The 22,529-nt window shown below is 63.8% G+C and carries 21 protein-coding genes; 16 read left to right on the forward strand and 5 right to left on the reverse strand.

The window, feature by feature from the left end; translation table 11 throughout:
- Positions 1-14: 14 nt before the first annotated feature.
- The 16 genes from paaE (at position 15) to IGS58_RS02075 (ending at position 17,924) form a co-directional block, all read left to right on the forward strand.
- Positions 15-1,094 carry a 1,2-phenylacetyl-CoA epoxidase subunit PaaE gene (gene paaE, locus IGS58_RS02000; protein WP_034780398.1) on the forward strand — a complete coding sequence of 360 codons (1,080 nt, stop codon included), beginning with the start codon at positions 15-17 and terminating at the stop codon, positions 1,092-1,094.
- Positions 1,095-1,145: 51 nt separating this feature from the next.
- A complete protein-coding gene (gene paaG, locus IGS58_RS02005; RefSeq protein WP_230520549.1) occupies positions 1,146-1,937 on the forward strand; it encodes a 2-(1,2-epoxy-1,2-dihydrophenyl)acetyl-CoA isomerase PaaG in 792 nt (263 codons plus the stop codon).
- A gap of 1 nt (position 1,938) precedes the next feature.
- Complete coding sequence (gene paaH, locus IGS58_RS02010; RefSeq protein WP_230520550.1) at positions 1,939-3,507, forward strand: 3-hydroxyacyl-CoA dehydrogenase PaaH; 1,569 nt, start codon at positions 1,939-1,941, stop codon at positions 3,505-3,507.
- Positions 3,508-3,517: 10 nt separating this feature from the next.
- Positions 3,518-3,943 carry a hydroxyphenylacetyl-CoA thioesterase PaaI gene (gene paaI / locus IGS58_RS02015; protein WP_370385414.1) on the forward strand — a complete coding sequence of 142 codons (426 nt, stop codon included), beginning with the start codon at positions 3,518-3,520 and terminating at the stop codon, positions 3,941-3,943.
- A 68-nt stretch (positions 3,944-4,011) separates the two neighbouring features.
- The gene (gene paaK, locus IGS58_RS02020) at positions 4,012-5,340 is read left to right on the forward strand and encodes a phenylacetate--CoA ligase PaaK (protein ID WP_070254579.1); all 1,329 of its coding nucleotides are present in this window, start codon (positions 4,012-4,014) and stop codon (positions 5,338-5,340) included.
- Between the two features lie 26 nt (positions 5,341-5,366).
- Positions 5,367-6,572, forward strand: a complete 1,206-nt coding sequence (pcaF, locus tag IGS58_RS02025) for a 3-oxoadipyl-CoA thiolase (protein ID WP_092607624.1) — start codon at positions 5,367-5,369, stop codon at positions 6,570-6,572.
- 73 nt (positions 6,573-6,645) lie between these two features.
- Entirely contained in the window at positions 6,646-7,797 is a 1,152-nt protein-coding gene (locus IGS58_RS02030; protein ID WP_230520551.1) for an ABC transporter substrate-binding protein, read from the forward strand.
- A gap of 72 nt (positions 7,798-7,869) precedes the next feature.
- Complete coding sequence (locus IGS58_RS02035; protein WP_034780386.1) at positions 7,870-8,748, forward strand: branched-chain amino acid ABC transporter permease; 879 nt, start codon at positions 7,870-7,872, stop codon at positions 8,746-8,748.
- Positions 8,745-9,749 (forward strand): branched-chain amino acid ABC transporter permease, encoded by a 1,005-nt coding sequence (locus IGS58_RS02040; RefSeq protein ID WP_211548255.1) that lies wholly within the window; start codon positions 8,745-8,747, stop codon positions 9,747-9,749. Before IGS58_RS02035 ends, IGS58_RS02040 begins: the two co-directional genes overlap by 4 nt.
- A gap of 1 nt (position 9,750) precedes the next feature.
- Positions 9,751-10,506, forward strand: coding sequence for an ABC transporter ATP-binding protein (locus IGS58_RS02045; RefSeq protein WP_034780381.1), 756 nt, complete (start codon positions 9,751-9,753; stop codon positions 10,504-10,506).
- Positions 10,506-11,237, forward strand: a complete 732-nt coding sequence (locus IGS58_RS02050; RefSeq protein WP_099389076.1) for an ABC transporter ATP-binding protein — start codon at positions 10,506-10,508, stop codon at positions 11,235-11,237. The genes IGS58_RS02045 and IGS58_RS02050 overlap by 1 nt, the downstream gene beginning before the upstream one ends.
- Positions 11,238-11,339: 102 nt before the next feature.
- Positions 11,340-11,954: a phenylacetic acid degradation protein PaaY gene (paaY, locus tag IGS58_RS02055; RefSeq protein WP_034780378.1), complete on the forward strand. Its 615-nt coding sequence runs from the start codon at positions 11,340-11,342 to the stop codon at positions 11,952-11,954.
- Positions 11,955-11,986: 32 nt separating this feature from the next.
- The gene (gene paaZ / locus IGS58_RS02060; RefSeq protein WP_230520553.1) at positions 11,987-14,038 is read left to right on the forward strand and encodes a phenylacetic acid degradation bifunctional protein PaaZ; all 2,052 of its coding nucleotides are present in this window, start codon (positions 11,987-11,989) and stop codon (positions 14,036-14,038) included.
- Positions 14,039-14,603: 565 nt separating this feature from the next.
- Positions 14,604-15,866, forward strand: a complete 1,263-nt coding sequence (locus tag IGS58_RS02065; RefSeq protein ID WP_092607639.1) for a hypothetical protein — start codon at positions 14,604-14,606, stop codon at positions 15,864-15,866.
- Positions 15,867-15,876: 10 nt separating this feature from the next.
- Positions 15,877-16,284: a hypothetical protein gene (locus tag IGS58_RS02070; protein ID WP_230520554.1), complete on the forward strand. Its 408-nt coding sequence runs from the start codon at positions 15,877-15,879 to the stop codon at positions 16,282-16,284.
- A gap of 65 nt (positions 16,285-16,349) precedes the next feature.
- Positions 16,350-17,924: a methyl-accepting chemotaxis protein gene (locus IGS58_RS02075; RefSeq protein ID WP_230520555.1), complete on the forward strand. Its 1,575-nt coding sequence runs from the start codon at positions 16,350-16,352 to the stop codon at positions 17,922-17,924.
- 70 nt (positions 17,925-17,994) lie between these two features.
- Here IGS58_RS02075 and IGS58_RS02080 read toward each other — a convergent pair whose 3' ends face one another.
- From IGS58_RS02080 to IGS58_RS02100, 5 genes are read right to left on the reverse strand one after another with little or no spacing between them, the layout of a single operon-like run.
- A complete protein-coding gene (locus IGS58_RS02080) occupies positions 17,995-19,218 on the reverse strand; it encodes a M24 family metallopeptidase (RefSeq protein ID WP_230520556.1) in 1,224 nt (407 codons plus the stop codon).
- 45 nt (positions 19,219-19,263) lie between these two features.
- Positions 19,264-19,800 (reverse strand): type II secretion system protein, encoded by a 537-nt coding sequence (locus IGS58_RS02085; protein WP_230520557.1) that lies wholly within the window; start codon positions 19,798-19,800, stop codon positions 19,264-19,266.
- Complete coding sequence (locus IGS58_RS02090; protein ID WP_230520558.1) at positions 19,787-20,170, reverse strand: type II secretion system protein; 384 nt, start codon at positions 20,168-20,170, stop codon at positions 19,787-19,789. The genes IGS58_RS02085 and IGS58_RS02090 overlap by 14 nt, the downstream gene beginning before the upstream one ends.
- A gap of 5 nt (positions 20,171-20,175) precedes the next feature.
- Positions 20,176-20,646, reverse strand: a complete 471-nt coding sequence (locus IGS58_RS02095) for a type II secretion system protein (protein WP_329957964.1) — start codon at positions 20,644-20,646, stop codon at positions 20,176-20,178.
- Positions 20,643-22,526 (reverse strand): secretin and TonB N-terminal domain-containing protein, encoded by a 1,884-nt coding sequence (locus tag IGS58_RS02100; protein ID WP_230520559.1) that lies wholly within the window; start codon positions 22,524-22,526, stop codon positions 20,643-20,645. Before IGS58_RS02100 ends, IGS58_RS02095 begins: the two co-directional genes overlap by 4 nt.
- Between the last annotated feature and the right edge of the window lie 3 nt (positions 22,527-22,529).

Below are 22,529 nucleotides of genomic sequence, written 5' to 3' on the forward strand. Positions count from 1 at the left end.
ACTGGAGATGAAGCATGAGTAAATTTTATCCGCTGTGCGTAGCGAACGTGCGCAACGAAACGCGCGACACCATCGCCGTCACGTTCGACGTGCCAGCCGAGCTGCAGCAGCAGTTCCGCTTCCAGCAGGGCCAGCACCTGACCCTGCGCGCCAATATCAATGCGGAAGACGTGCGCCGCTCGTATTCCATCTGCTCGGCGGTGCAGGACGGCACCCTGCGCGTGGCCATCAAGCGCACGCCGGGCGGCGCGTTCTCCACCTGGGCGAACGATACCCTGAAAGCCGGCGCCACCATCGAGGTGATGCCGCCCATGGGCCACTTCAACGTGCCGCTCGACTGCGTCAACCGCAAGCACTACCTGGCGTTTGCGGCCGGCAGCGGCATCACGCCTATCCTCTCCATCATCAAGACCACCCTGCTGACGGAACCCCTGAGCCGCTTCACCCTGTTCTACGGTAACCGCGCCTCGTCGTCCGTCATCTTCAAGGAAGAATTGACGGACTTGAAGGACGTGTACCTGGAGCGTTTGAACCTGGTCTACGTGATGAGCCGCGAGCAGCAGGACATCGAATTGTTCAACGGCCGCATCACGCAGGAAAAATGCGAGCAATTCCTGCAGCACTGGATCAAAGTCGAAGACTACGACAATGCCTTCATCTGCGGCCCGGAAGACATGATGCTCGGTGTCTCCGCTGCCCTGCAGGCTGCCGGCATGCCCAAGCAGAATATCAAGATCGAACTGTTCGCCGCCAGCATCCCGAAAAACGCCCACAAGCCGCGCGCGCAGCTCGACGCGGGCGTGGTGCAGGAAACGGAAGTGACCGTCATCATGGATGGCAACCACACCACCTTCACGATGGACAAGGACAAGGAATCCATCCTCGACGCGGGCCTGCGCCAAGGCATCGACATGCGCTACTCGTGCAAGGGCGGCGTATGTTCGACCTGCCGCTGCAAGATCCTCGACGGCAAAGTCGAAATGGATGTCAACTACGCGCTGGAAGACTACGAAGTGGCGCGCGGCTTTGTCCTCAGTTGCCAGAGTTTTCCTCTCACAGACAAGGTCGTGGTCGACTTCGACCAGGCTGAATAAGCCGGTGCAGGGCACGGGCCCTGGCCTTACCTATTACACAAGCGAGACGCCATGACCTACCAAAACATCTTCTTTACCATCGAGCAGGGTATCGCCACGCTGACCCTGAACCGTCCCGACAAACTGAATAGTTTTACGCAAGCCATGCACGAGGAAGTGCGCGACGCGATTGCGAAAGTCAATGCCGACAGTACCGTGCGCGTCTTCGTGCTGACGGGCGCGGGCCGCGGCTTTTGCGCGGGCCAGGATCTGTCCGACCGCGCCGTGGAACCCGGCTCGAAGGGCGTGGACCTGGGCGAGTCGGTGGAAAAGAACTATGCGCCGCTGGTGCTGGCCCTGAAAGCGCTGCCGATGCCCGTGATCTGCGCCGTCAACGGCGTGGCCGCCGGCGCGGGCGCCAACCTGGCGCTGGCTTGCGACATCGTCATCGCCGGCAAGTCGGCCAGCTTCGTCGAAGTGTTCTGCAAGCTGGGCCTGATCCCGGACACGGGCGGTACCTTCTTCCTGCCACGCCTGATCGGTTCCGCGCGCGCCATGGGCCTGGCCATGCTCGGTGAAAAACTGACGGCGGAAAAAGCGGAAGACTGGGGCTTGATCTGGAAATGCGTCGAGGATGCCCAACTGGCGGAAGAAACGCGCAAGCTGGCCGTGCACTTTTCCACGGCGCCGACCAAGGGCCTGGCCTACACCAAGCAGGCACTGGCCGCCAGCGGCGCCAATACCTTGCCGCAGCAGCTGGCGCTGGAAGCGCGCATGATGAGCGATCTCGGTAACAGCGACGATTACCGCGAAGGCGTTGCCGCCTTCATGGAAAAGCGCGCACCGCAATTCAAGGGACATTGATATGGCAGCTTTGGACAACAACAGTATCGTCGCCGTCATCGGCAGCGGCGCCATGGGCGCCGGCATCGCGCAGGTGGCCGCCGCCGCCGGTTACCGCGTAAAACTGTACGACACGCGCGCAGAAGCCGTCAGCAAGGCGCTGGCCGATATCGGCAAGATGTATGCGAAGCTGGCCGAGAAGGGCCGCATGACGGCCGACGATGCGGCAGCCGCCACGGCGCGCCTGCAGGCGGCCGGCAGCCTGGCCGATGTGAGCGATGCATCCCTGGTGGTGGAAGCCATCGTGGAAAACCTCGACGTCAAGCGCGGTCTGTTCGCGGAACTGGAAGCGCTGGTCGGCGACGACTGCATCCTGGCGACGAATACGTCGTCGATTTCCGTCACGGCCATCGCCGCCAAGCTGCGCCGCCCGGAACGCCTGGTCGGCATGCATTTCTTTAATCCTGTACCCCTGATGGCGCTGGTCGAAGTGATCAGTGGCCTGGCCACCAGCGAGCAAGTGGCCGCCACCGTGTATGACACGTCGATTGCCTGGGGCAAGAACCCCGTGCATGCAAAATCGACGCCCGGCTTCATCGTCAACCGTGTCGCCCGTCCGTTTTACGCGGAAGGCTGGCGCCTGCTGAACGAACAGGCGGGTGACGCCGCCACCATCGATGCCGTGCTGCGCGAAGCGGGCGGTTTCCGCATGGGGCCATTCGAGCTGATGGACCTGATCGGCCACGACGTGAATTTCTCCGTCACGCAATCCGTGTTCGGCGCCTATTTCAACGATCCGCGCTTCACGCCGTCCGTGCTGCAGCAGGAAATGGTCAACGCCGGTTTCCTCGGCCGCAAATCGGGCCGTGGTTTTTACCTGTATGGCGAAGGTGCCGTTGCCCCCGTGGCGCAGGCGGAAGGCGCGCAGGCCAAGCCAGAATTCGTCGCCCTGTCGGCCGCCATCGGTGGCGATGGCCGTGGCCACAGCGGCATCATCCACAGCCTGGTGCAGCGCCTGGAGCAGGCGGGCATCACCGTCAGCCGCCGCGTGACGCAGGAAGGCCAGGCGCACGACGAGGCGCCGGCCCTGCATTGCCATGGCGCCGCGATTTACCTGACCGATGGCCGTAGCGCCACCCAGCGCGCGCACGACAACCAGCATCCGGACACGGTGCTGTTCGACCTGGCGCTCGATTACGCCGGTGCCAGGCGCATTGCCGTGGCCCGCGCCGACCAGTGCAGCGACGCCGCCTATGCGGCCGTCGTCGGCCTGTTCCAGGCGGCCGGTTTCATCGTCACGCGCCTGGACGACGTGCCTGGCCTGGCCGTCATGCGCACTGTCGCCATGCTGGCCAACGAGGCGGCCGACGCCGTCAACCAGGGCGTGTGCACGGTGGCCGCCGTCGATATCGCCATGCAGAAGGGCGTCAATTATCCGCGTGGACCGCTGGCCTGGGCCGATGCCGTCGGCGTCCAGCACATCGTGTCGGTGCTGCACCACCTGGCGCAAGGCTATGGCGAAGACCGCTACCGGGTCTCGCCGCTGCTGCGCCGCAAACTTGCCAATGGAGATCGCTTCCATGCCGAATGAAGACCACAACATGACCGCACAAGCCCTGGCCGAAGCGGCCGCTGCCTCCATGCTGTCGCGCGATAACGCCACCGCCGCCATGGGCATCGCCCTGGCCGAAGTGGGACCCGGCCATGCGCGCATGACGATGACGGTGCGTCCAGACATGCTCAATGGCCACCAGACCTGCCATGGCGGTTTTATCTTTGCCCTGGCCGACAGCGCCTTCGCCTTTGCCTGCAACAGCTACAACATGAACACCGTGGGAGCCGGCTGCACCATCGATTACCTGGCGCCGGGCCGCGAAGGCGACGTGCTGACGGCGCACGCCGTCGAGCAGGCGCTGGCCGGCAAGAGCGGCGTCTACGACGTCAAGGTCAGCAACCAGGAAGGGCGCGCCATTGCGCTCTTCCGTGGCAAGTCGATTCGCGTGGCGGGTGAAGTCATCAGCAATTGAAGGTACGAGAGCAGGCTTGAACTGCCGGAACGAATTACATAGTTATAGAACCGAATCAGGAGACAGAGATGGTCCAGAGAACCCCAGCACCGAATGACCTCGAGCCGATCGAGCGCGCCAGCAAGGATGAACTGCAGGCGCTGCAGCTCGAACGCATGAAATGGACGCTCAAGCACGCGTATGACAACGTGCCCCATTACCGCGCCGCTTTTGACGAAGCGGGCGTGCATCCGGACGACCTGAAATCGCTGTCCGACCTGGCCAAATTCCCGTTCACCGATAAAAAGGTCTTGCGCGACAATTATCCGTTCGGCCTGTTCGCCGTGCCGCGCGAGCAGGTGGTGCGCATCCACGCGTCCAGCGGGACCACGGGCAAGGCCACGGTGGTCGGCTACACGCAGAACGACATCGATACCTGGGCCAACGTGGTGGCGCGCTCGATCCGCGCCGGCGGCGGCCGCGCGGGCGACATGGTGCATATCTCCTACGGCTATGGCCTGTTCACGGGCGGCCTGGGCGCGCATTATGGCGCCGAGCGCCTGGGCTGCACGGTCATTCCGATGTCCGGCGGGCAGACGGAAAAGCAGGTGCAACTGATCCAGGATTTCAAGCCGTCGATCATCATGGTTACGCCATCGTACATGCTCAACATCATCGAGGAATTCACGCGCCAGGGTCTGGACCCGGCCGAATCGTCGCTGAAGGTGGGCATCTTCGGCGCCGAGCCGTGGACGGACGCCATGCGTTCGGAAATCGAGGCGCGTGCCGGCATCGACGCCGTCGACATCTACGGCCTGTCCGAAGTGATGGGCCCTGGCGTGGCATCCGAATGCATCGAAAGCAAGGACGGTCCCGTCATCTGGGAAGACCATTTTTACCCGGAAATCATCGATCCGGAAACGGGCGAAGTGCTGCCGGACGGCGAAGAGGGCGAGCTGGTGTTTACCTCGCTGTCGAAGGAAGCGCTGCCCATCATCCGCTACCGCACGCGCGACCTGACCCGCTTGCTGCCGCCGACATCGCGCTCGATGCGCCGCATCGGCAAGATCACGGGCCGCTCGGACGACATGCTGATCATCCGCGGCGTGAACGTCTTCCCCACGCAGATCGAAGAGCTGATCCTCAAAATGCCGAAGCTGGCGCCACAGTATCAATTGGTGGTCACGCGCGACGGCCACCTCGACAAGCTGGAAGTGGTGGCCGAGCTGCGTATCGACCTCACTGCCACCATCTCGGCCAGTGAAACGGACGCGCTGGCGCGCGAGCTGGAACACCGCATCAAGACACACGTGGGCGTGAGCACGCGCGTGCGCCTCGTGGCCGCCGCCGGCATCGAACGCACCCTGACGGGCAAGGCCCGCCGCGTGGTTGACCAGCGCCCGAAGATTTTTTCCTGATAGCCCGCCCGAACAAGGAACCAGACATGAATGACGCTTTTATCTGTGACGCCGTACGCACCCCGTTTGGCCGCTATGGCGGCGCGCTGTCCAGCGTGCGCGCGGACGACCTGGGTGCGTTGCCGATTGCCGCGCTGATCGCCCGCAACCCGTCCGTCGACTGGGCCGCCATCGACGACGTGTTCTACGGCTGCGCCAATCAGGCGGGCGAGGACAACCGCAACGTGGGCCGCATGGCTGCGCTGCTGGCCGGCTTGCCGGCGGCAGTGCCCGCCAATACCATCAACCGCCTGTGCGGCTCCAGCCTGGATGCCGTCGGCATGGCTGCCCGTTCCATCAAGGCGGGCGAGGCGGAACTGATCATCGCCGGTGGCGTGGAAAGCATGACGCGCGCGCCTTTCGTGATGGGCAAGGCCGACAGCGCGTTTTCGCGTGCGGCGAAAATCGAAGACACGACCCTGGGCTGGCGTTTTGTGAACGGCAAGATGAAGGCGCAGTACGGCATCGACACCATGCCGGAAACGGCGGAAAACGTGGCCGTGGAATTTGGCATCAGCCGTGCCGACCAGGATGCGCTGGCCCTGCGCAGCCAGCAGCGCTGGGCGGCCGCCCACGCGGCAGGCGTGTTCGAGCGCGAAATCGTGCCCGTCGCCGTGCCGCAAAAAAAAGGCGAACCGAAAATGGTGACGATGGATGAACATCCGCGTCCCGACACCTCGCTGGACATGCTGGCAAAGCTCAAGGGCGTGGTCAAGCCGGACGGCACGGTCACGGCCGGCAATGCCTCGGGCTTGAACGATGGCGCCTGCGCCATCCTGCTGGCGTCCGCCGCCGCCGTCGACAAATACAAACTGACGCCGCGCGCAAAGGTACTGGGCATGGCCACGGCCGGCCTGGCGCCGCGCATCATGGGTTTTGGTCCATCGCCCGCGTCGCGCAAGGTGCTGGCGCAAACGGGATTGAGCATCGAGCAGATGGACGTGATCGAACTCAATGAAGCGTTTGCGGCGCAGGCACTGGCGGTGACGCGCGACCTGGGGCTGGCGGACGATGCGGCCCACGTAAATCCGAATGGCGGTGCGATCGCCATCGGCCACCCGCTGGGCGCATCGGGCGCGCGCCTGGTGATGGCCGCGCTGAACCAGCTGGAACGAACGGGCGGGCGCTATGCGCTGTGCACCATGTGCATCGGCGTGGGGCAGGGTATTGCCGTCGTTATTGAACGCGTATAAAAGCAGTATATAAAACAAGGTGCAAGATAGCACCACCCAATTTGACCGTAGTGCCAACCTGGTGGAGACCACAATGATTGCCAATATCTTCAAGAAACCCCTGATCGCCGGCGTGCTGGCCATGTCCGCCGTGGGCGCGTATGCGGCCGATAACATCAAGATCGGTTCCGTGCTGTCCGTCACGGGGCCTGCCGCCTTCCTGGGCGACCCGGAACTGAAAACCCTGCAGCTGTATATCGAGAAGATCAACGCGGCCGGCGGCGTCCTGGGACGCAAGCTGGAACTCGTGCATTACGATGACGGCAGCGATGCCGCCAAGGCCAACGGTTTTACCAAGCGCCTGATCGAGTCCGACAAGGTCGATGTACTGATCGGCGGCACCACCACCGGCGCGACGATGGCGATGGCGCCGCTGGTGGAGCGCGCCAGCATGCCGTTCATCTCGCTGGCGGGCGCCGTGGTCATCATCGATCCGGTCAAGAAATGGGTGTTCAAGACGCCGCATACGGATCGCATGGCGGCCGAGAAGGTGTTCGAGGACATGAAGAAGCGCGGCATCAGCAAGGTAGGCCTGCTGTCGGAAACGAGCGGATTTGGCGCTTCGGGCCGCAAGGAATCGCAAATCGTCGCCTCGAAATACGGCATCACGCTGGTGGCCGATGAAACCTACGGCCCGAAAGACACGGACATCACTGCGCAGCTCACGCGCATCAAGAATACTGCTGGCGTGCAAGCCGTCTTCGTCTTCGGCCTGGGCCAGGGCCCGGCGGTCGTGACCAAGAACTATGGCCAGCTGGGCATGGCCGCGCTGCCGCTGTACCAGTCGCATGGCGTGGCGTCTGACGAATACCTGAAACTGTCGGGCAAGGCCGCCGAAGGCGTGCGTCTGCCGACGCCAGCCCTCCTGATCGGCGCCATGCTGCCGGACAGCGATGCGCAAAAGGCGATCGTCGTCGGCTACGACAAGACGTATAAGGACCGCTACAAGATCGACCCATCGACCTTTGGCGGCTATGCGCTCGACGCCCTGAACCTGTCGGTCGACGCCATCAAGCGCGCCGGCGGCACGGACCGCGACAAAGTGCGGGCGGCGCTGGAGTCGACCAAGGGTTTTGTCGGCACCACGGGAGTGTTCAATATGTCGGCCAAAGACCACATGGGCCTGGATCTGTCGGCTTTCCGCATGGTCGAAGTGAAGAACGGCGAATGGCAATTGTCGAAATGATGTAAGCGAGAAGTACCTGCGCGGGCCGCCCTCGAAGGCGGTCCGCGCATAGCCGAACATAATGGAGACACCATGGAAGTCGCACAATTTCTACAATTTCTGTATTCCGGGATGACGGTCGGTTCCGCCTACGCGCTGGCGGCGCTGGGCTTCACCATCATCTACAACACCAGCGGCGTGATTAATTTCGCCCAGGGCGAATTCATCATGCTGGGTGGGATGCTGGCTGCCGTGATGTCGGCCGCCGGCGTACCGCTGCCGCTGGCCATCATCCTGGCCGTCATCGCCACCGGTATCGTTGGCCTGCTGATGGAAAAAACCGTGATCGAACCGGCGCAAAATGCACAGGTCATCACGCTCCTGATCATCACCATTGGCGCCTCGCTCGTGCTGCGCGGCCTGGTGCAAATCTGGCTGGGCAAGGACACGCATTCGCTGCCCGCGTTTTCCGGCGACGCGCCGATCGAATTCCTGGGTGCCAGCCTGCTGCCGCAAAGCCTGTGGGTGCTGGGCGTCACCGTCGTCATCGTGCTGGTACTGGGCTGGTTCTTCGGCCGCACGCTGATGGGCAAGGCCATGCTGGCCACCTCGCACAACAAGCTGGCCGCGCAACTGGTGGGCATCAACACGCGCAAGGTGCTGCTGTTCTCGTTCGGCCTGTCGGCCCTGCTGGGCGCTGCCGGCGGCATCCTCGTTGCCCCTATCACGTACACCTCGTATGACGCGGGCATCATGCTGGGCCTGAAAGGCTTTGTCGCCGCCGTCCTCGGCGGCCTGGGTGGCGGCGCGGGCGCGATTGCCGGTGGCCTGATCCTCGGCATCGCCGAAGCCATGACGGCCGGCTACATCTCCTCGGCCTACAAGGATGCGGTGCCCTTCGTGCTGATTTTATTGATCCTGTTCTTCCTGCCGCAAGGCTTGTTTGGCGCTAAAAATTCGGAGCGTGTATGAAGAGTTTCTTTACCCGCTCACGCCACGGTGGCCTGTTGTTGCTGGCCCTGGTGCTGGCCATCCTGCCCCTGTTCCTCACCAATGCGTTCTATTATGACGTGGCGATTCGCATTGCCCTGAACGCCATCGTCGTCATCGGCCTGAACCTGCTGATGGGCTATACGGGCCAGATCAGCCTGGGCCACGCCGGTTTCTACGGCCTGGGCGCGTATGCGTCTGCCGTGCTGACCACGCACTACAACTGGCCGCCGCTGGCCGCGCTGGCCGCAGGAGCGGTTGCCACGGGCTTGCTGGCCCTGCTGCTGGCGCGTCCCGTGCTGAAACTCAAGGGCCACACCCTGGCCATGGCGACCCTGGGCCTGGGCATCATCATTTCCATCGTCATCAACAACGAGACGCAGTGGACGGGCGGCCCGGACGGCATCGGCGTGTCCGCCTTCTCGGTCGCCGGGCTGGAAATCGCCGGCGAAAAATCGTGGTACATCCTGTGCGCCGTGCTGCTGTTGCTGGTGACGTGGCTGGCCCTGAACCTGATCGATTCGCCTGTCGGCCGCGCGCTGCAGGCCATCCATGGTTCGGAAGTGGCGGCCCGCGTGGTCGGCGTCGATACGACCCGCTTCAAGGTACGCGTGTTCGTGCTGTCGGCCGTCATTGCCAGCATCGCGGGCAGCATCAGTGCCCATTACATCGGTTTCATCACGCCCAACCTGGCGGGCTTCTTCCACTCGATCGAGCTGGTGACGATGGTGGTGGTGGGCGGCATGGCGTCGATCTTCGGTTCCATCATCGGCGCGGCCCTGCTGACGATCCTGCCGCAGCTGCTGTCCAGTTTTGAAGGCTGGGAAACGGTGGTGTTTGGCGTGATCCTGATGGCCACCATGATCTTCATGCCGAAAGGCCTCGTGCCCAGCCTGGCCAGCCGATCACGCAAACGGGCAGGGGTGCCGCAGGCGCCCAAGGCCCCCGAAGGCGCGGCAAAACCACCGGCGCAGGAGGTATGAGATGTTGACGATTAACAATCTGAGCAAGAGCTTCGGCGGCGTGCACGCGGTGCAGGATGTGAGCTTTACCGTCAAGGAGGGTAATATCCACTCCGTCATCGGACCGAACGGCGCCGGCAAGACGACCCTGTTCAACCTGATCACGGGCGTCTACACGCCGAGCAAGGGAGAAATCCTGCTCAATGGCGAGAACGTGGCCGCCATGCCGCCCGATGCGCTGGCGCGGCGCGGCATGAGCCGCACCTTCCAGAACCTGCAAGTGTGCATGAACATGACGGCTATCGACAATGTGATGGTGGGCGCGCATCTGCGCCTGAACCAGAACCTGTTCGCTTCCATGCTGCGTTTGCCGTCCGTGCGCCGCGCGGATGCGGCTTGCCGCGACGAGGCGGCGGGCCTGATGGAATTCGTCGGCGTGGGCCGGCATATCGATGACGAGGCGGGACAGATGTCGTATGGCGCCTTGAAGCGCCTGGAAATTGCCCGCGCGCTGGCGGCCAAGCCGAAAGTGCTGCTGCTCGATGAACCGGCCGCTGGCCTGAATCACACGGAAACGGGCGAGATCGAAACCTTGATCCGCAAGGTGGCGCAATCGGGCGTGACGGTGGTGCTGGTCGAGCATGACATGAAACTGGTGATGAATCTGTCGGACCATATCCTGGTGCTCGACTATGGCAAGAAGCTGGCCGAAGGGACCGCCGCCGAAGTGCGCGCCAATCCCGACGTGGTGGCGGCATATCTGGGGGTGGCAGCATGATGACAATGGAAAAACCTCAGACTCCGCTGGTGCTCGATATCGCCGGCCTGACCAGTCATTATGGCCGCATCCAGGCTTTGCACGGCATCGACCTGCAAGTGCGTCAGGGCCAGCTGGTGGCGCTGGTGGGCGCGAATGGCGCCGGCAAGACAACCCTGCTGCGGGCGATCTCCGGCGTGCAGCCGATCAGCGCCGGCAGCATCGCCTTCGCCGGCCAGGACGTCAGCCGCATGAGCGCCGACAGGCGCGTGCGCGCCGGCATCTGCCAGGTGCCGGAAGGGCGGCAAGTGTTCGGCCCCATGACGGTGGAAGACAACCTGCGCCTGGGGGCTTTTACACGCCCACCGCAGGACGTGGCCGGTGACATGGAGCGCATGTACGGCCTGTTCCCGATACTGAAGGAAAAGCGCTTGCTGCTGGCCGGGACGTTATCGGGCGGACAGCAGCAGATGCTGGCCATGGCGCGCGCGCTGATGGGCCGTCCGCAACTGCTGCTGCTCGATGAACCGAGCATGGGCCTGGCGCCGCTCTTGATCGCGGAGATATTCCGCATCGTGGCCGAGCTGCGCGACCAGGGCATCACCATCTTCCTCGTCGAGCAGAACGCGCACGCCGCCCTGTCGATCGCCGACGTGGGCTACGTGATCGAGACGGGCGCCATCACGCTGTCCGGTCCGGGGCCTGAATTGCTGCATAACGAGCAGGTGCAAAGTGCCTATCTGGGCATGTGAAAATCCGGGGTCAGACCCGTCGGGACCCGGCGTCCCCGTCTGACCCCAGCTCTACGTTGCGTTTAGAAATAGCTTGCGCAACATGTGTATTGGAAAGTGAGTATGGTCAAAGTCTACGAAATCAACGGCGTCACCCCCGTCGTCCACCCCAGCGCCTATGTGCACCCGTCGGCCGTGCTGATCGGTGACGTGATCATCGGTCCGCGCTGCTATATCGGTCCGCTGGCCTCGATCCGCGGCGACTTCGGCCGCCTGATCCTGGAGGAGGGCGCGAACCTGCAGGACACCTGCGTCATGCACGGCTTCCCCGGCTGCGACACGGTGGTCGAAGTCGACGGCCATGTCGGCCATGGTGCCGTGCTGCATGGCTGCCGCATCGGCCGCAATGCGCTCGTCGGCATGAACGCCGTGGTGATGGATAACGCCGTCATCGGCGAGGAATCCATCGTCGCGGCCATGAGTTTTGTGAAGGCGGGCATGATCGTCGCGCCGCGCAGCATGGTGGTGGGCACGCCGGCCAAGATCATCCGCGCGCTGACCGACGATGAAATCAAATGGAAAAGCTCGGGCACGGGCCAATATCACGAACTGGCCGTGCGTTCCATGCAGACGATGCGCGAGGTGGAGGCCCTGACGGAAGTCGAGGCCGGCCGCCAGCGCCTGAATTTCGAATCCGCCTTGCCGCTGCATTTGCACAAGAACGCAGCAGCGCAGTAAGCACGCAGTAAACCAACATAGGAGTAAACCACATGGCTCATATATCCACCCTGCAAAGCCTGATCGCCGGCCGCTGGCTGGGCGAAAGCGCTGCCGTGCCCTTGCACAGCGCCTTGAACAACCGCGTCATCTATCACACGCATGCGGAAAAGATCGACTTCGACGAAGCCGTCACGTATGCCCGCAAGACGGGCGTGCCGGGCCTGATGGCGCTGGACTTCCAGCAGCGCGCCGCGCGCCTGAAGGCGCTGGCCCTGTACCTGGTCGAGCGCAAGGAAGAACTGTATGCGATTTCGCACCTGTCGGGCGCCACGCGTGCCGACAGCTGGGTCGATATTGAAGGCGGCACGGGTACCCTGTTCGCCTACGCCAGCATGGGCAGCCACGAGTTGCCGTCGTCGAACGTGCTGCACGAAGGCCCGGCCATCGCGCTGGGCAAGAAAGGCGGTTTCGCCGGCACGCACATCCTGGTGCCGCGCGGCGGCCTGGCCGTGCACATCAACGCCTTCAATTTCCCCATCTGGGGTTTGCTGGAAAAATTCGCGCCCAGCTTCCTGGCGGCCATGCCCTGCATCGCCAAGCCGGCCACGGCGACCAGTTACCTGACGCAGGCCGTCGTGCGCATGATGCATGAATCGGGCTTGCTGCCGGCCGGCAGTTTGCAGCTGGTGATCGGTTCCACGGGCGACTTGCTGGACCGCCTGAATGGCCAGGATTTCGTGACATTCACGGGATCGGCCGCCACGGCCGCCAAGCTGCGCACGAATCCGAACCTGATCGCCCAATCCGTGCCCTTCAACGGCGAAGCCGATTCGCTCAATTGCGCCATCCTGGCGCCGGACGTCACGCCAGACGACGTGGAATTCGACCTGTTCGTCAAGGAAGTCGTGCGCGAGATGACGGGGAAATCGGGCCAGAAGTGCACGGCCATCCGCCGCATCATCGTGCCCGAGCACCTGATGGACGCCGTCGGCACGCGCCTGCGCGAACGCCTGGCCAAGGTGGTGGTGGGCGATCCGTCCATCGAGGGCGTGCGCATGGGCGCGCTGGCGTCGAAGGAACAGCAGAACGACGTGGCCGAACGGGTCGCCACCCTGTCGCAAGGTAATGAAGTGGTGTTCGGCGCGGCTGACGGTTTTAGTCCTTTGGGCGATGGTGTCCTTGACGGCAGCTTCTTCTCGCCGACCCTGCTGCTGTGCCGCGACGCCTTCGGCAACGATGCCGTGCATGACGTGGAGGCGTTCGGCCCGGTCAGCACCATGATGGGCTATAAGGACATTGATGAAGCGCTGGCCCTGGCAGCGCGCGGCAAGGGCAGCCTGGTGAGCACCCTGGTGACGCGCGATCCGAAGATCGCCGCGCGCGTGGTGCCGCAAGTGGCGGCCACGCATGGCCGCGTGCATGTGCTCGAGCGCGTGGCGTCCGTCGATTCGACGGGCCATGGCTCGCCGCTGCCGCAACTGAAGCACGGCGGCCCTGGCCGCGCGGGCGGCGGCGAAGAGCTGGGCGGCGTGCGCGCCGTGCGCCACTACCTGCAACGGGCGGCCGTGCAAGGCTCGCCGACCATGCTGGCGGCCATCACCGGCGAATACGTGCGCGGCGCGGACGTCAATGAAAGCCCGATCCACCCGTTCCGCAAGCACTTCGAGGACTTGAAGACGGGCGACTCGCTGCTCACGCACCGCCGCACCGTCAGCGAAGCGGACATCGTCGCCTTCGGCGGCATTTCGGGCGACTTCTTCTACATGCACTTCGATGAAATCGCGGCCAAGGAATCGCAGTTCGGCAAGCGCATCGCCCACGGCTACTTTGTGCTGTCGGCCGCCGCCGGCCTGTTCGTCTCGCCAGGCGTCGGTCCTGTGCTGGCCAACTATGGCCTGGACAACCTGCGCTTCGTCGCGCCGGTGGCGATTGGCGACACCATCCGCGCCCGCCTGACGTGCAAGCGCAAGGTCGACCGCAACCGCAAGGACGTGTTTGGCGTGGGCCAGGGCGTGGTCGCGTGGGACGTGCAGGTGACGAACCAGAACGAGGAACTGGTGGCCAGCTACGATATTCTGACCCTGGTGTCGAAGCGCGAGTAAGTCCGAGAGTAAGCGTCTCTGGCAGGATTGGTTTGAACGGCGCCGCCCGCGATCTTCGCGCGGGCGGCGCTTTTTTTATGCGGATTCTTTTCGTCTTGAATTATCCATAAGTGTATGAAAAATATAGGCTAAGAGCCTATCCCAGTAGGGAGCGTCTTCTGCTGGCAGCGGATCAGGAGCGCGGACAAGGCGTGAGGAGGACGCGTGGCGAGCCACGCGACGACGATCAACGCAGTCCCCGCTTCTGAGGCGCGCCAGCGGGGGATGTATTCATCTACTGGGATAGGCTCTAAGTGTGGTTTTGCACGGCGTGCTATTTAGATAAACCCCTCTAGAACGCGTGCTTTTTTCATGGAAATGGGCGAATTCGCTCATTGCCTCAAGAAAACTTTCCAACGTAAAACCTTTTCTCTGTAGCATGGTTTTACTCACTGGTCACGCCGCCATGGACGCCCAAGGCGATGGCGGCGCGAAAAAAACGGACCCGGCCTTTTACGGCCGGTGAGCCATCGACCGCGAGTCCCATTCCACGATTAACGTTCACCGCTACGGGTATTTAATTACTATGAATAAACACGTCCTGATTTTCCTGCTGGCCATGCCCCTGGCCATCAGCCATGCCTATGCCGAAGAGGCCCCTGGTCCTGCGGTCAAGATCAGCGGTTACGGCACCGCCGCCATGACCATGGCCGATACCGACAGCGCGCAGTTCGCGCGCCCGAACCAGGCTGCCGGCGCAGGCCGCACCGCCCGCACGGGCGTCGATTCCAACCTGGGCTTGCAGGCCAATGTCACCGTCAATCCCTGGCTGTCGGCCACCGTGCAAGGGCTGGCGCGCAAGGATGGCGAAGACGATTTTGGCGCCGAACTGGCGTGGGCCTTTGCCAAGGCCAAGGTATCGGACAGCTTCAGCGTGCGCGTCGGCCGCATGGGCCTGCCTGTCTTCATGATTTCCGATTACCGTAACGTCGGCTATGCCAACACCATGCTGCGTCCGCCCGGCGAAATGTATTCGCAGGTTCCCCTGAACAGCATCGACGGCATCGATGGCACCTACCAGTTCAGCGCGGGCGACACCAGCATCACCACGCAGCTGGCGCTGGGCCGCACCAAGGCCACCCTGGCCACGGGGCCTGATTCGACCGTGCAGGTGGAAGGCAAGTCCATCGTCGCCCTTAACGTGGTGGCCGAACATGGTCCCGTCACCGTGCGTTTCGGCCGGGCCGAGACCAAACTGACGATCAACGATTCGCCCAGCCTGAATACCTTGATGGGCAGCTTGCGCGCGGCCGGCAGCGGCTACAGGATCGCCCAGTTGGGCGCCCTGGCCGATGCGCTGGAAGTCAAGGACAAGAAGGCATCGTTTACGTCCGTGGGCCTGGGCCTGGACTGGAACAATGTGCTGGTGCAGTCCGAATATGCGAAGCGCAAGACGGACAGCTATGTCAGCGACAGCACCTCGTGGTACGTGATGGGCGGCTACCGCATCGGCGCCTTCCTGCCGTACTACAGCCACGCCAGCCTGAAGGCCGATGGCCGCGTGAACAACACCGTGCCCGCATCCTGTCCTGCCGGTTATCCAGCCGCCTGCACGCCGACCTTGCGCGCCCTGTCGGCCGGCGTCGACACCCTCGCGTACATGCGCAATCAGCTGGAGCAATCGACGGACAGCATCGGCGTGCGCTGGGACTTCCACCGTTCGGCCGCGCTGAAAGTGCAGATCGACCGCATCAAGCCGAAGAATGGCCCGGGCCTGTTCGTGCAAGCCAAGCCGGGTTTCCATGGCCCCGTCACGGTGGCTGCCGCCGCCATCGATTTCGTTTTCTAAGGAGCGCCGCATGAAACCATTGATCTTGAATGTGGCTGCCTTGCTGGCGCTGTCGACCGCTGTTCCCGTCATGGCCGAAGTGGTCGTGGTGGTCAATCCGAAGAGCGCCGCCGGCGCCATGACGAACGAACAGGTGGCGCAATTCTTCCTCGGTAAATCGACGGCCATGACGCCGGTCGACCAGCCGGAAAGCGCCCCCGTGCGCGCGGAGTTCTACAAGAAGGTGACGGACAAGGAGCCGTCGCAGGCGAAGGCCCTGTGGTCCAAGCTGGTCTTCACGGGCAAGGCGACCTTGCCGAAGGAAGTGGCCAATAGCGCCGACGTGAAGAAGGCCGTGGCCGCCGATCCGAAAGCCATCGGCTATATCGAGAAGAGTGCCGTCGACGGCACCGTCAAAGTGGTGCTGACGACGCCATAAGGCCGCCATGACGGCATGCGGCGACGCATGCCGTCTTTTGCACGAGATAACATCAGGAGACAGCAATGAGCATCAAACGCAAGATATGGGCGCTGCCTGTCGTCTCGGCCGTGATTTTCGGGCTGGGGCTGGCCGTCAGCGCCTACCTGTCCACGGCCACGCTCAATTCCATCCACGCCACGGAAAGTGCCGACTATCCCGTGCTCGACATGGCCAAGTCGCTGACCCTGGACGTGGCCGCCGTCGGCGACGCCCTGCGCGATGCCGTCAGTGAAGGCGACAAGGAACGTATCGGGCAAGTCGGCGGCCAGGCAGTCAAGCTGCGCGCCAGGCTGGGCGACTTCGCGGCGATCCCTGGCCAGCGCGAGCAGGGCCTGCGCCTGGCAAAAGAATTCGATGCCTACTATGCGCCGGCCCTGAGTGCGGCGCGCATCATGCTGGAAATGGAAGAGGGCGACCCGCAAGCGACCGTGGCGCGCATGCAGGGCGCGCTGGCGGTGCTCAACACGGACCTGGCAAAGACCAACGAACAGGCGCAATTGCAGTTCAAGCAGGGCATCGAACGCAGTGCGGCGAATGTGCGCAATGCGCTCAATACCAGCATCGCCGTGGCGCTGGCCGTCATCGTCTGCCTGGTGGCCGTGTCGCATTTCGTCGTGCGCGCCATCTGGCAGCAGCTGGGCGGCGCACCCGAATATGCGCGCCAGATCGCGCGCGCCGTGGCCGATGGCGACCTGTCGATGGAGATCGCCACCGAGGCGGGCGACCAGGCCAGTCTGCTGGCGGCATTGAAGGAGATGCGCGGCCGGCTGGCCGGCATGGTGTCCGGTATCAAGGCGTCGGCCGAAACCATCCAGGTGGCCAGCGCCGAAATCGCCCAGGGCAATGCGGACCTGGCCGCGCGCACGGAATCGCAGGCGGGCAGCCTGGATCAGACGGCGCGCAGCATGGACAGCCTGACCTCCACCGTGCGCGACAATGCCGCCAACGCGGGCCAGGCGCATGAACTGGTGGTGTCGGCATCTTCGGTTGCCGTGAAGGGCGGGCAGGTGGTCAGCCAGGTAGTCACCACCATGGGCGAGATCAATGATTCATCCAGACGCATCGTCGACATCATCGGCGTCATCGACGGCATCGCCTTCCAGACGAATATCCTGGCCTTGAATGCGGCCGTGGAAGCGGCGCGCGCGGGCGAGCAGGGGCGCGGCTTTGCCGTGGTGGCATCCGAAGTGCGCAACCTGGCGCAGCGCAGCGCGGCAGCGGCGCGCGAAATCAAGCAATTGATCGGCGATTCGGTGGCCAAGGTGAATGTCGGTTCGAAGCTGGTCGACGAGGCGGGGCTGACCATGGGCCAGATCGTCGATTCCGTGAAAAAGGTGGCCGACATCATGGCCGAAATCAGTACCGCCAGCCAGGCGCAAAGCGCCGGCATCGGCGATATCGGCGTGGCCATCGGCAGCATGGACCAGATGACGCAGCAAAACTCCGCGCTGGTGGAAGAGGCGTCGGCGGCCGCCGAATCGCTGCAGGAACAGGCCGTGCAACTGGGTACGGCGCTGGCCGTGTTCAAGCTGGCGCAGGGAAGCGCTGTGTCGGATTACGCGCAGGGCGCTAATCCGACCTGCCTGGCATTGCGGTGATACCAGCTTGACCTGCCTGGCATGGCGCAGGTTGGATTAGCGCAGCGTAATCCAACCCAAGGGCATCTGCTTACGCGTGCAAGCCGAACGGATCATCGATGCTGTGCGCCGGCTGCGTGAACCAGCGCGGACCATTTTCCGTCATGTAGAAATGGTCTTCATGGCGGATGCCGAATTCGCCGGGGATGCAGATCATCGGCTCGTTCGAGAAGCACATGCCCACGTCCAGCGGCGTCGTGTCATTGCCCACCAGGTAAGGCCACTCGTGGATATCGAGGCCGATGCCGTGGCCCGTGCGGTGCGGCAGGCCGGGCAGCTTGTAGCCGGGGCCGAAGCCATCTGCCTCCAGCGAGACGCGCGCGGCGCGATCCACGTCGCCGCAGGGCACGTCCAGCCGGGCGGCCGCGAATGCAGCTGCCTGCGCTGCCTTTTCGCTGTTCCATACGCTGCGCTGGCGCTCGCTGATGGCGCCAAACACATAGGTGCGTGTGATGTCGGAGATGTAGTTCATCACCTGGCAGCCCGTATCGATCAGCACCGTGTCGCCCGTTTTCAAGGTTTGCACGTAGTTGACGCCATGCGGGTAGGCAGTCGCTTCGCCGAACAGCACGATGCAGAAATACGAGCGGGGCGCGCCCACCTTGCGGTGCGCGCGCTGGATGAATTCTTCCACTTCCACCGTCGTGATGCCTTCGTACAGCATGCTGGCCGTGGCCACGTGCACGGCCAGGGTCATGTCCATTACGCGCTGCATCAGGGCGATTTCCGCCGGTGACTTGCGGCTGCGGCAGTACGCGGTGACGGCGCGCGCGTTTTCCAGCGCGTAGCCGGGAGCCAGCGGCTTGATGCCGTCGTAGATGAAGAAGGCGGCGCTTTCGCAGATGCCCACGCGTGGCGGCGCAGCTTCATCCTGAGCTATCCCCATGCGCGCCAGTACGTCGACGAACAGCTGGTACGGGCTTTCATGCTCTTCCCAGCAATTGACCTTGCCTTCGATGAGCATGAAGCCTTGCAAGGTGCTTTCCTCGAAGGCGGGGGCGATGTATTCGATCTCTCCGCTGGCCGGCAGGATGGCGCCCACCATGCGTTCGCTGGCATACCATTTGGTGCCAGTGAAATAGGTGAGATTGGCGCCCGCGTTCAGGTAGACCGCGGCGATGCCCTGTTTGCGCATGAAGGCCTGCGCCCTGGCGATGCGTTGCGCATGTTCGTCCATGCCGATGGCGACCATGCCGCCCGTCATGTCCGACAGCGATGCCAATGCCTGTTCGATGGAAGTGCCACCTATGCTCATGCCTGCTCCTTTGCTCGATGCTGAATATGGAATGCGGGCATGATATCAGTTTGCGCCTTTCGGCTTGAGTCCGGGCGCGCCGCCGGCGGCATCGGGCGGGGCCAGCACCAGGTCGTGCGGATACGTGAAGTGCCAATCCGCGTAGCGCTGCTTGCGGCGCAGGCTGGCGTCTTCGTCGAGAAAATTGTCCTGCTTGATGGGGAGCTGTGGCGACAGCGAATGGATGCCGACGATGCGTCCCTCCTGCCGCAGCACACCCCATTCCGCCTTGCCCGTGACAGGGTCCGCATACAGGCGGCGCAAGTGCCGCCGGGCGTTGGCAAAGCGCGGATCGCGCAGCAGTTCCTGCAAGGTCAAGGGATAGCGGGGCCGCCCGTCGCCCGGCGTGCTGTCGTAGTAGCGGCCCAGCGCGTTGCGGAATTCATGGCCGATGAACAGCAGCTCGCGCTCCTTGTCGCGCCGCGCAGCCGTGGCAAACAGTTCGCTGGCCAGCACCAGGCCCACGCCCATGAAGGCCACCAGCATCAGGGTCCAGATGTAGGCGAAGCCCCGTGCGCGGCGTCGAAAATCAGAGCTGCTCAAAGGGGATGCCCTCGCGCGTCTTGCCCTTGGCGCCGCTGCGCACGTCGGCCACGCCGCCGATCTCGCCATTGGGCGAAGGGATCAATTGCCAGGTGGCGGCCGACTCCGTGACGGGGTCCAGCGGCACGCTGCGGAAGTAATGGTGGGTCACGAGGTCGTCCAGGGCGGCCGGATACTCGCCCTTGTCGGCATAGTATTTATCCAGGCCGCTCCTGAGCACTTGCAGGTTTTCCTTCAGGGCGACTTCCTTCGACTTTTCCACCGAACCGAAATAGCGGGGAATGGCGATCGTCAGCAGCAGCGAGATGATCGCCAGCACCACCAGCAGTTCGACCAAAGTAAAGCCGCGGCGTGAGATAGAAGCGGGCATCAAGTTCACCATTGATTGAGCGGCACGCCGTTCAGGCCCACCTTGGTCGAGCGCGAGGCGACGTCGAACACGTCCTCGCCTTCGCTGGGATTGTCAGGTGGCGAGGCATAGGCGCGCTTGCTCCAGCTGTCGGCGGCGCTGCCTTCTTCCCTGGGCTGGAACGGGTCGCGTGGCAGGCGGCGCAAAAAATAGATGTTCTGCTTCGAGACGCTGCGCTGATCGGGCACCCCCTCGACCAGTTCCTCGAGTTTTTTCGGATAGCCGGAAGCGCCCAGCGACAGCTTGATGCGGCCATTGTCCGAAGCGCGCTTGTAGGCATCGATGGCTTCGCGCATCTCGATCAGAGCGCTGCGCAATTGCTGTTCCTTCGCCCGTTGCAAGGCCACCTGCGCCATCGGCACGGCCACCGTGGCCAGGGTCGCCATGATGGCCAGGGTGATCATCAGCTCGATGAAGGTAAAGCCCCGCTGTTTCACTGGCCACCCTTGACCGTGGCCTTGTCGCCGGCGGCAGGCGCTTCGTCGCCACCCGTCATGGGCGAGCCGGTGCGCGGCGCGGCCTGTTCTGGCGCGGCGATAGCCTCGGGGGAGCCGCCCACGCTGGCGCGGCCGCCCACGGATGTCTCGGTGCCGGAATTGAATTCGGCCGTCGTCAGGTCCGGGCGGCGGATGCTGCGCAGCAGGCGCGGCGTGATCGACAGCACGATCTCGCTGCGCATGGCGTCGTCCTTCTGGCTGCCGAACAGGCGGTTCAGCACGGGCAGCTCGCCCACGCCCGGCACCTTGTTGGCCGTGCCCCGGTCTTCATCGCTGATCAGGCCTGCCAGCACCTGCGTCTCGCCATCCTTCAGGCGCAGCACCGTGGAAGCGCTGCGCGTGCCGATCTGGTAAGCCTGCGTGCCCGTCTTGCTGATCACTTCCTTGACGACGTTCGACACTTCCAGGTTGATCTTGATGGCCACTTCGTCGTCCAGGTAGACGTTCGGTTCGACGTCGAGCTTCAAACCCACGTCGATGTAGTTGACGCTGTCGGAACTGACGCCGTTATTCGTCGTGACGGTAATGACGGGCACGCGGTCGCCGATGAGGATCTTCGCCTTTTCCTTGTTGCGCACGCGGATGCGCGGGTTGGCCAGGATATTGCTGTCGCTGTCTGTCTTGTTGGCGTTCAGGGTCACGCCGCCGATGCCCAGGTTGATATTGTCGCCATTGATGCGGTGCAGGTCCGCCACCTTCAGGCCGCCGAGTCCTCCCGTGCTGCCTGCGACGCCGGCCAGTGTCAGGCTGGCCTGGTCCGGCCAGCGCACGCCCAGTTCCATCAGGCGCGTGCGCTTGATTTCCAGCACCTCGACTTCCAGCATCACTTCCGGGTCGGCCAGGTCTTGCACGTTGATGATGCGTTCGGCCATGCGCACCATTTCCGGCGTATCGCGCAGCATGATGATGCCCAGTCGCTCGTCGGTGACGACGTCCTTGGCCTTGAGCAGGGTCTTGATGGAGAACGCCACCGTCTTGACGTCGGCATTGGCGAGGAAGAAGGTGCGTACCACGAGCTGCTGGTAATCCTTCACCTTTTGCGGCGTGTTCGGGTAGATCGTGATCGACTTGTCGCTGGTGACGCTTTGTTCCAGCTGGTTGGCGCCCAGCAGCATGGCAATCGCCTCTTCGATGCTGGTGTCGCGCACGGAAATGGTGGCGCGCAGGGCGGGATCGACTTCCTTGTCGAAGACGAAGTTCAGGCCCGACACCTTGCTGATGAAATCGAACACGGAGCGCAGCGGCGCGTCGCGAAATTCCAGGGTGACTGGTTTCCTGTAGGCGGCCGCCAGCTTGCCGCCGGCCGGCAGGCTTTTGGATTGCGCCTCGCCGATGCGGCTTTTCAGGGCCAGCGCCTCGCGCTGTGCGGGGCGCTCCTGCAGCACCTGGCGCAGGGATTCCTGCGCCTGCGCGATATTCGCTTCGCCGCCGCGCTGGTAGCCGGCCTGCGCTTCCTGCACCAGCTTGCGGTGCCGTTCATCCTGCGCCACGCCGGCCAGACCCCGATGCGCCACGTCGTTGCTGGCATCCAGCGCGAGCGCCTGCTGGTACAACGCCTGCGCTTCGGGCAGCTTGCCCTGCTGGCGCAGCGCCTCCGCAGCGCCATTCAGCTTGTTCAGCGCGCGCATCCTGCCATTCGTGACGGCGATACGGTACTTGGCGTTGGTCGGCTCGGCCTGCGCCGCCTGTTCCAGCAGGGCCAGCCCCTGTTCCGTGCGGCCCGCGCCCAGCATGGCCTGGCCATCGTTATAGGCCTGGTTGCCGGCGCAGGCGGCCAGCAGGGACAGCACCGGCAGCAGGGTGAGGATAGTACGAGACATACG

It is taken from the genome of Janthinobacterium sp. EB271-G4-7A (assembly GCF_020858075.1).
Taxonomy (GTDB): Bacteria; Pseudomonadota; Gammaproteobacteria; order Burkholderiales; family Burkholderiaceae_D; genus Janthinobacterium; species Janthinobacterium lividum.

Excerpts from the sequence above, each read along its gene's own strand:
- paaE (WP_034780398.1), top strand. The coding sequence starts at position 15 with ATGAGTAAATTTTATCCGCTGTGCGTAGCGAACGTGCGCAACGAAACG.
- paaG (WP_230520549.1), top strand. The coding sequence starts at position 1,146 with ATGACCTACCAAAACATCTTCTTTACCATCGAGCAGGGTATCGCCACG.
- paaH (WP_230520550.1), top strand. The coding sequence starts at position 1,939 with ATGGCAGCTTTGGACAACAACAGTATCGTCGCCGTCATCGGCAGCGGC.
- paaI (WP_370385414.1), top strand. The coding sequence starts at position 3,518 with ATGACCGCACAAGCCCTGGCCGAAGCGGCCGCTGCCTCCATGCTGTCG.
- paaK (WP_070254579.1), top strand. The coding sequence starts at position 4,012 with ATGGTCCAGAGAACCCCAGCACCGAATGACCTCGAGCCGATCGAGCGC.
- pcaF (WP_092607624.1), top strand. The coding sequence starts at position 5,367 with ATGAATGACGCTTTTATCTGTGACGCCGTACGCACCCCGTTTGGCCGC.
- IGS58_RS02030 (WP_230520551.1), top strand. The coding sequence starts at position 6,646 with ATGATTGCCAATATCTTCAAGAAACCCCTGATCGCCGGCGTGCTGGCC.
- IGS58_RS02035 (WP_034780386.1), top strand. The coding sequence starts at position 7,870 with ATGGAAGTCGCACAATTTCTACAATTTCTGTATTCCGGGATGACGGTC.
- IGS58_RS02040 (WP_211548255.1), top strand. The coding sequence starts at position 8,745 with ATGAAGAGTTTCTTTACCCGCTCACGCCACGGTGGCCTGTTGTTGCTG.
- IGS58_RS02045 (WP_034780381.1), top strand. The coding sequence starts at position 9,751 with ATGTTGACGATTAACAATCTGAGCAAGAGCTTCGGCGGCGTGCACGCG.
- IGS58_RS02050 (WP_099389076.1), top strand. The coding sequence starts at position 10,506 with ATGACAATGGAAAAACCTCAGACTCCGCTGGTGCTCGATATCGCCGGC.
- paaY (WP_034780378.1), top strand. The coding sequence starts at position 11,340 with ATGGTCAAAGTCTACGAAATCAACGGCGTCACCCCCGTCGTCCACCCC.
- paaZ (WP_230520553.1), top strand. The coding sequence starts at position 11,987 with ATGGCTCATATATCCACCCTGCAAAGCCTGATCGCCGGCCGCTGGCTG.
- IGS58_RS02065 (WP_092607639.1), top strand. The coding sequence starts at position 14,604 with ATGAATAAACACGTCCTGATTTTCCTGCTGGCCATGCCCCTGGCCATC.
- IGS58_RS02070 (WP_230520554.1), top strand. The coding sequence starts at position 15,877 with ATGAAACCATTGATCTTGAATGTGGCTGCCTTGCTGGCGCTGTCGACC.
- IGS58_RS02075 (WP_230520555.1), top strand. The coding sequence starts at position 16,350 with ATGAGCATCAAACGCAAGATATGGGCGCTGCCTGTCGTCTCGGCCGTG.
- IGS58_RS02080 (WP_230520556.1), bottom strand. The coding sequence starts at position 19,218 with ATGAGCATAGGTGGCACTTCCATCGAACAGGCATTGGCATCGCTGTCG.
- IGS58_RS02090 (WP_230520558.1), bottom strand. The coding sequence starts at position 20,170 with ATGCCCGCTTCTATCTCACGCCGCGGCTTTACTTTGGTCGAACTGCTG.
- IGS58_RS02100 (WP_230520559.1), bottom strand. The coding sequence starts at position 22,526 with ATGTCTCGTACTATCCTCACCCTGCTGCCGGTGCTGTCCCTGCTGGCC.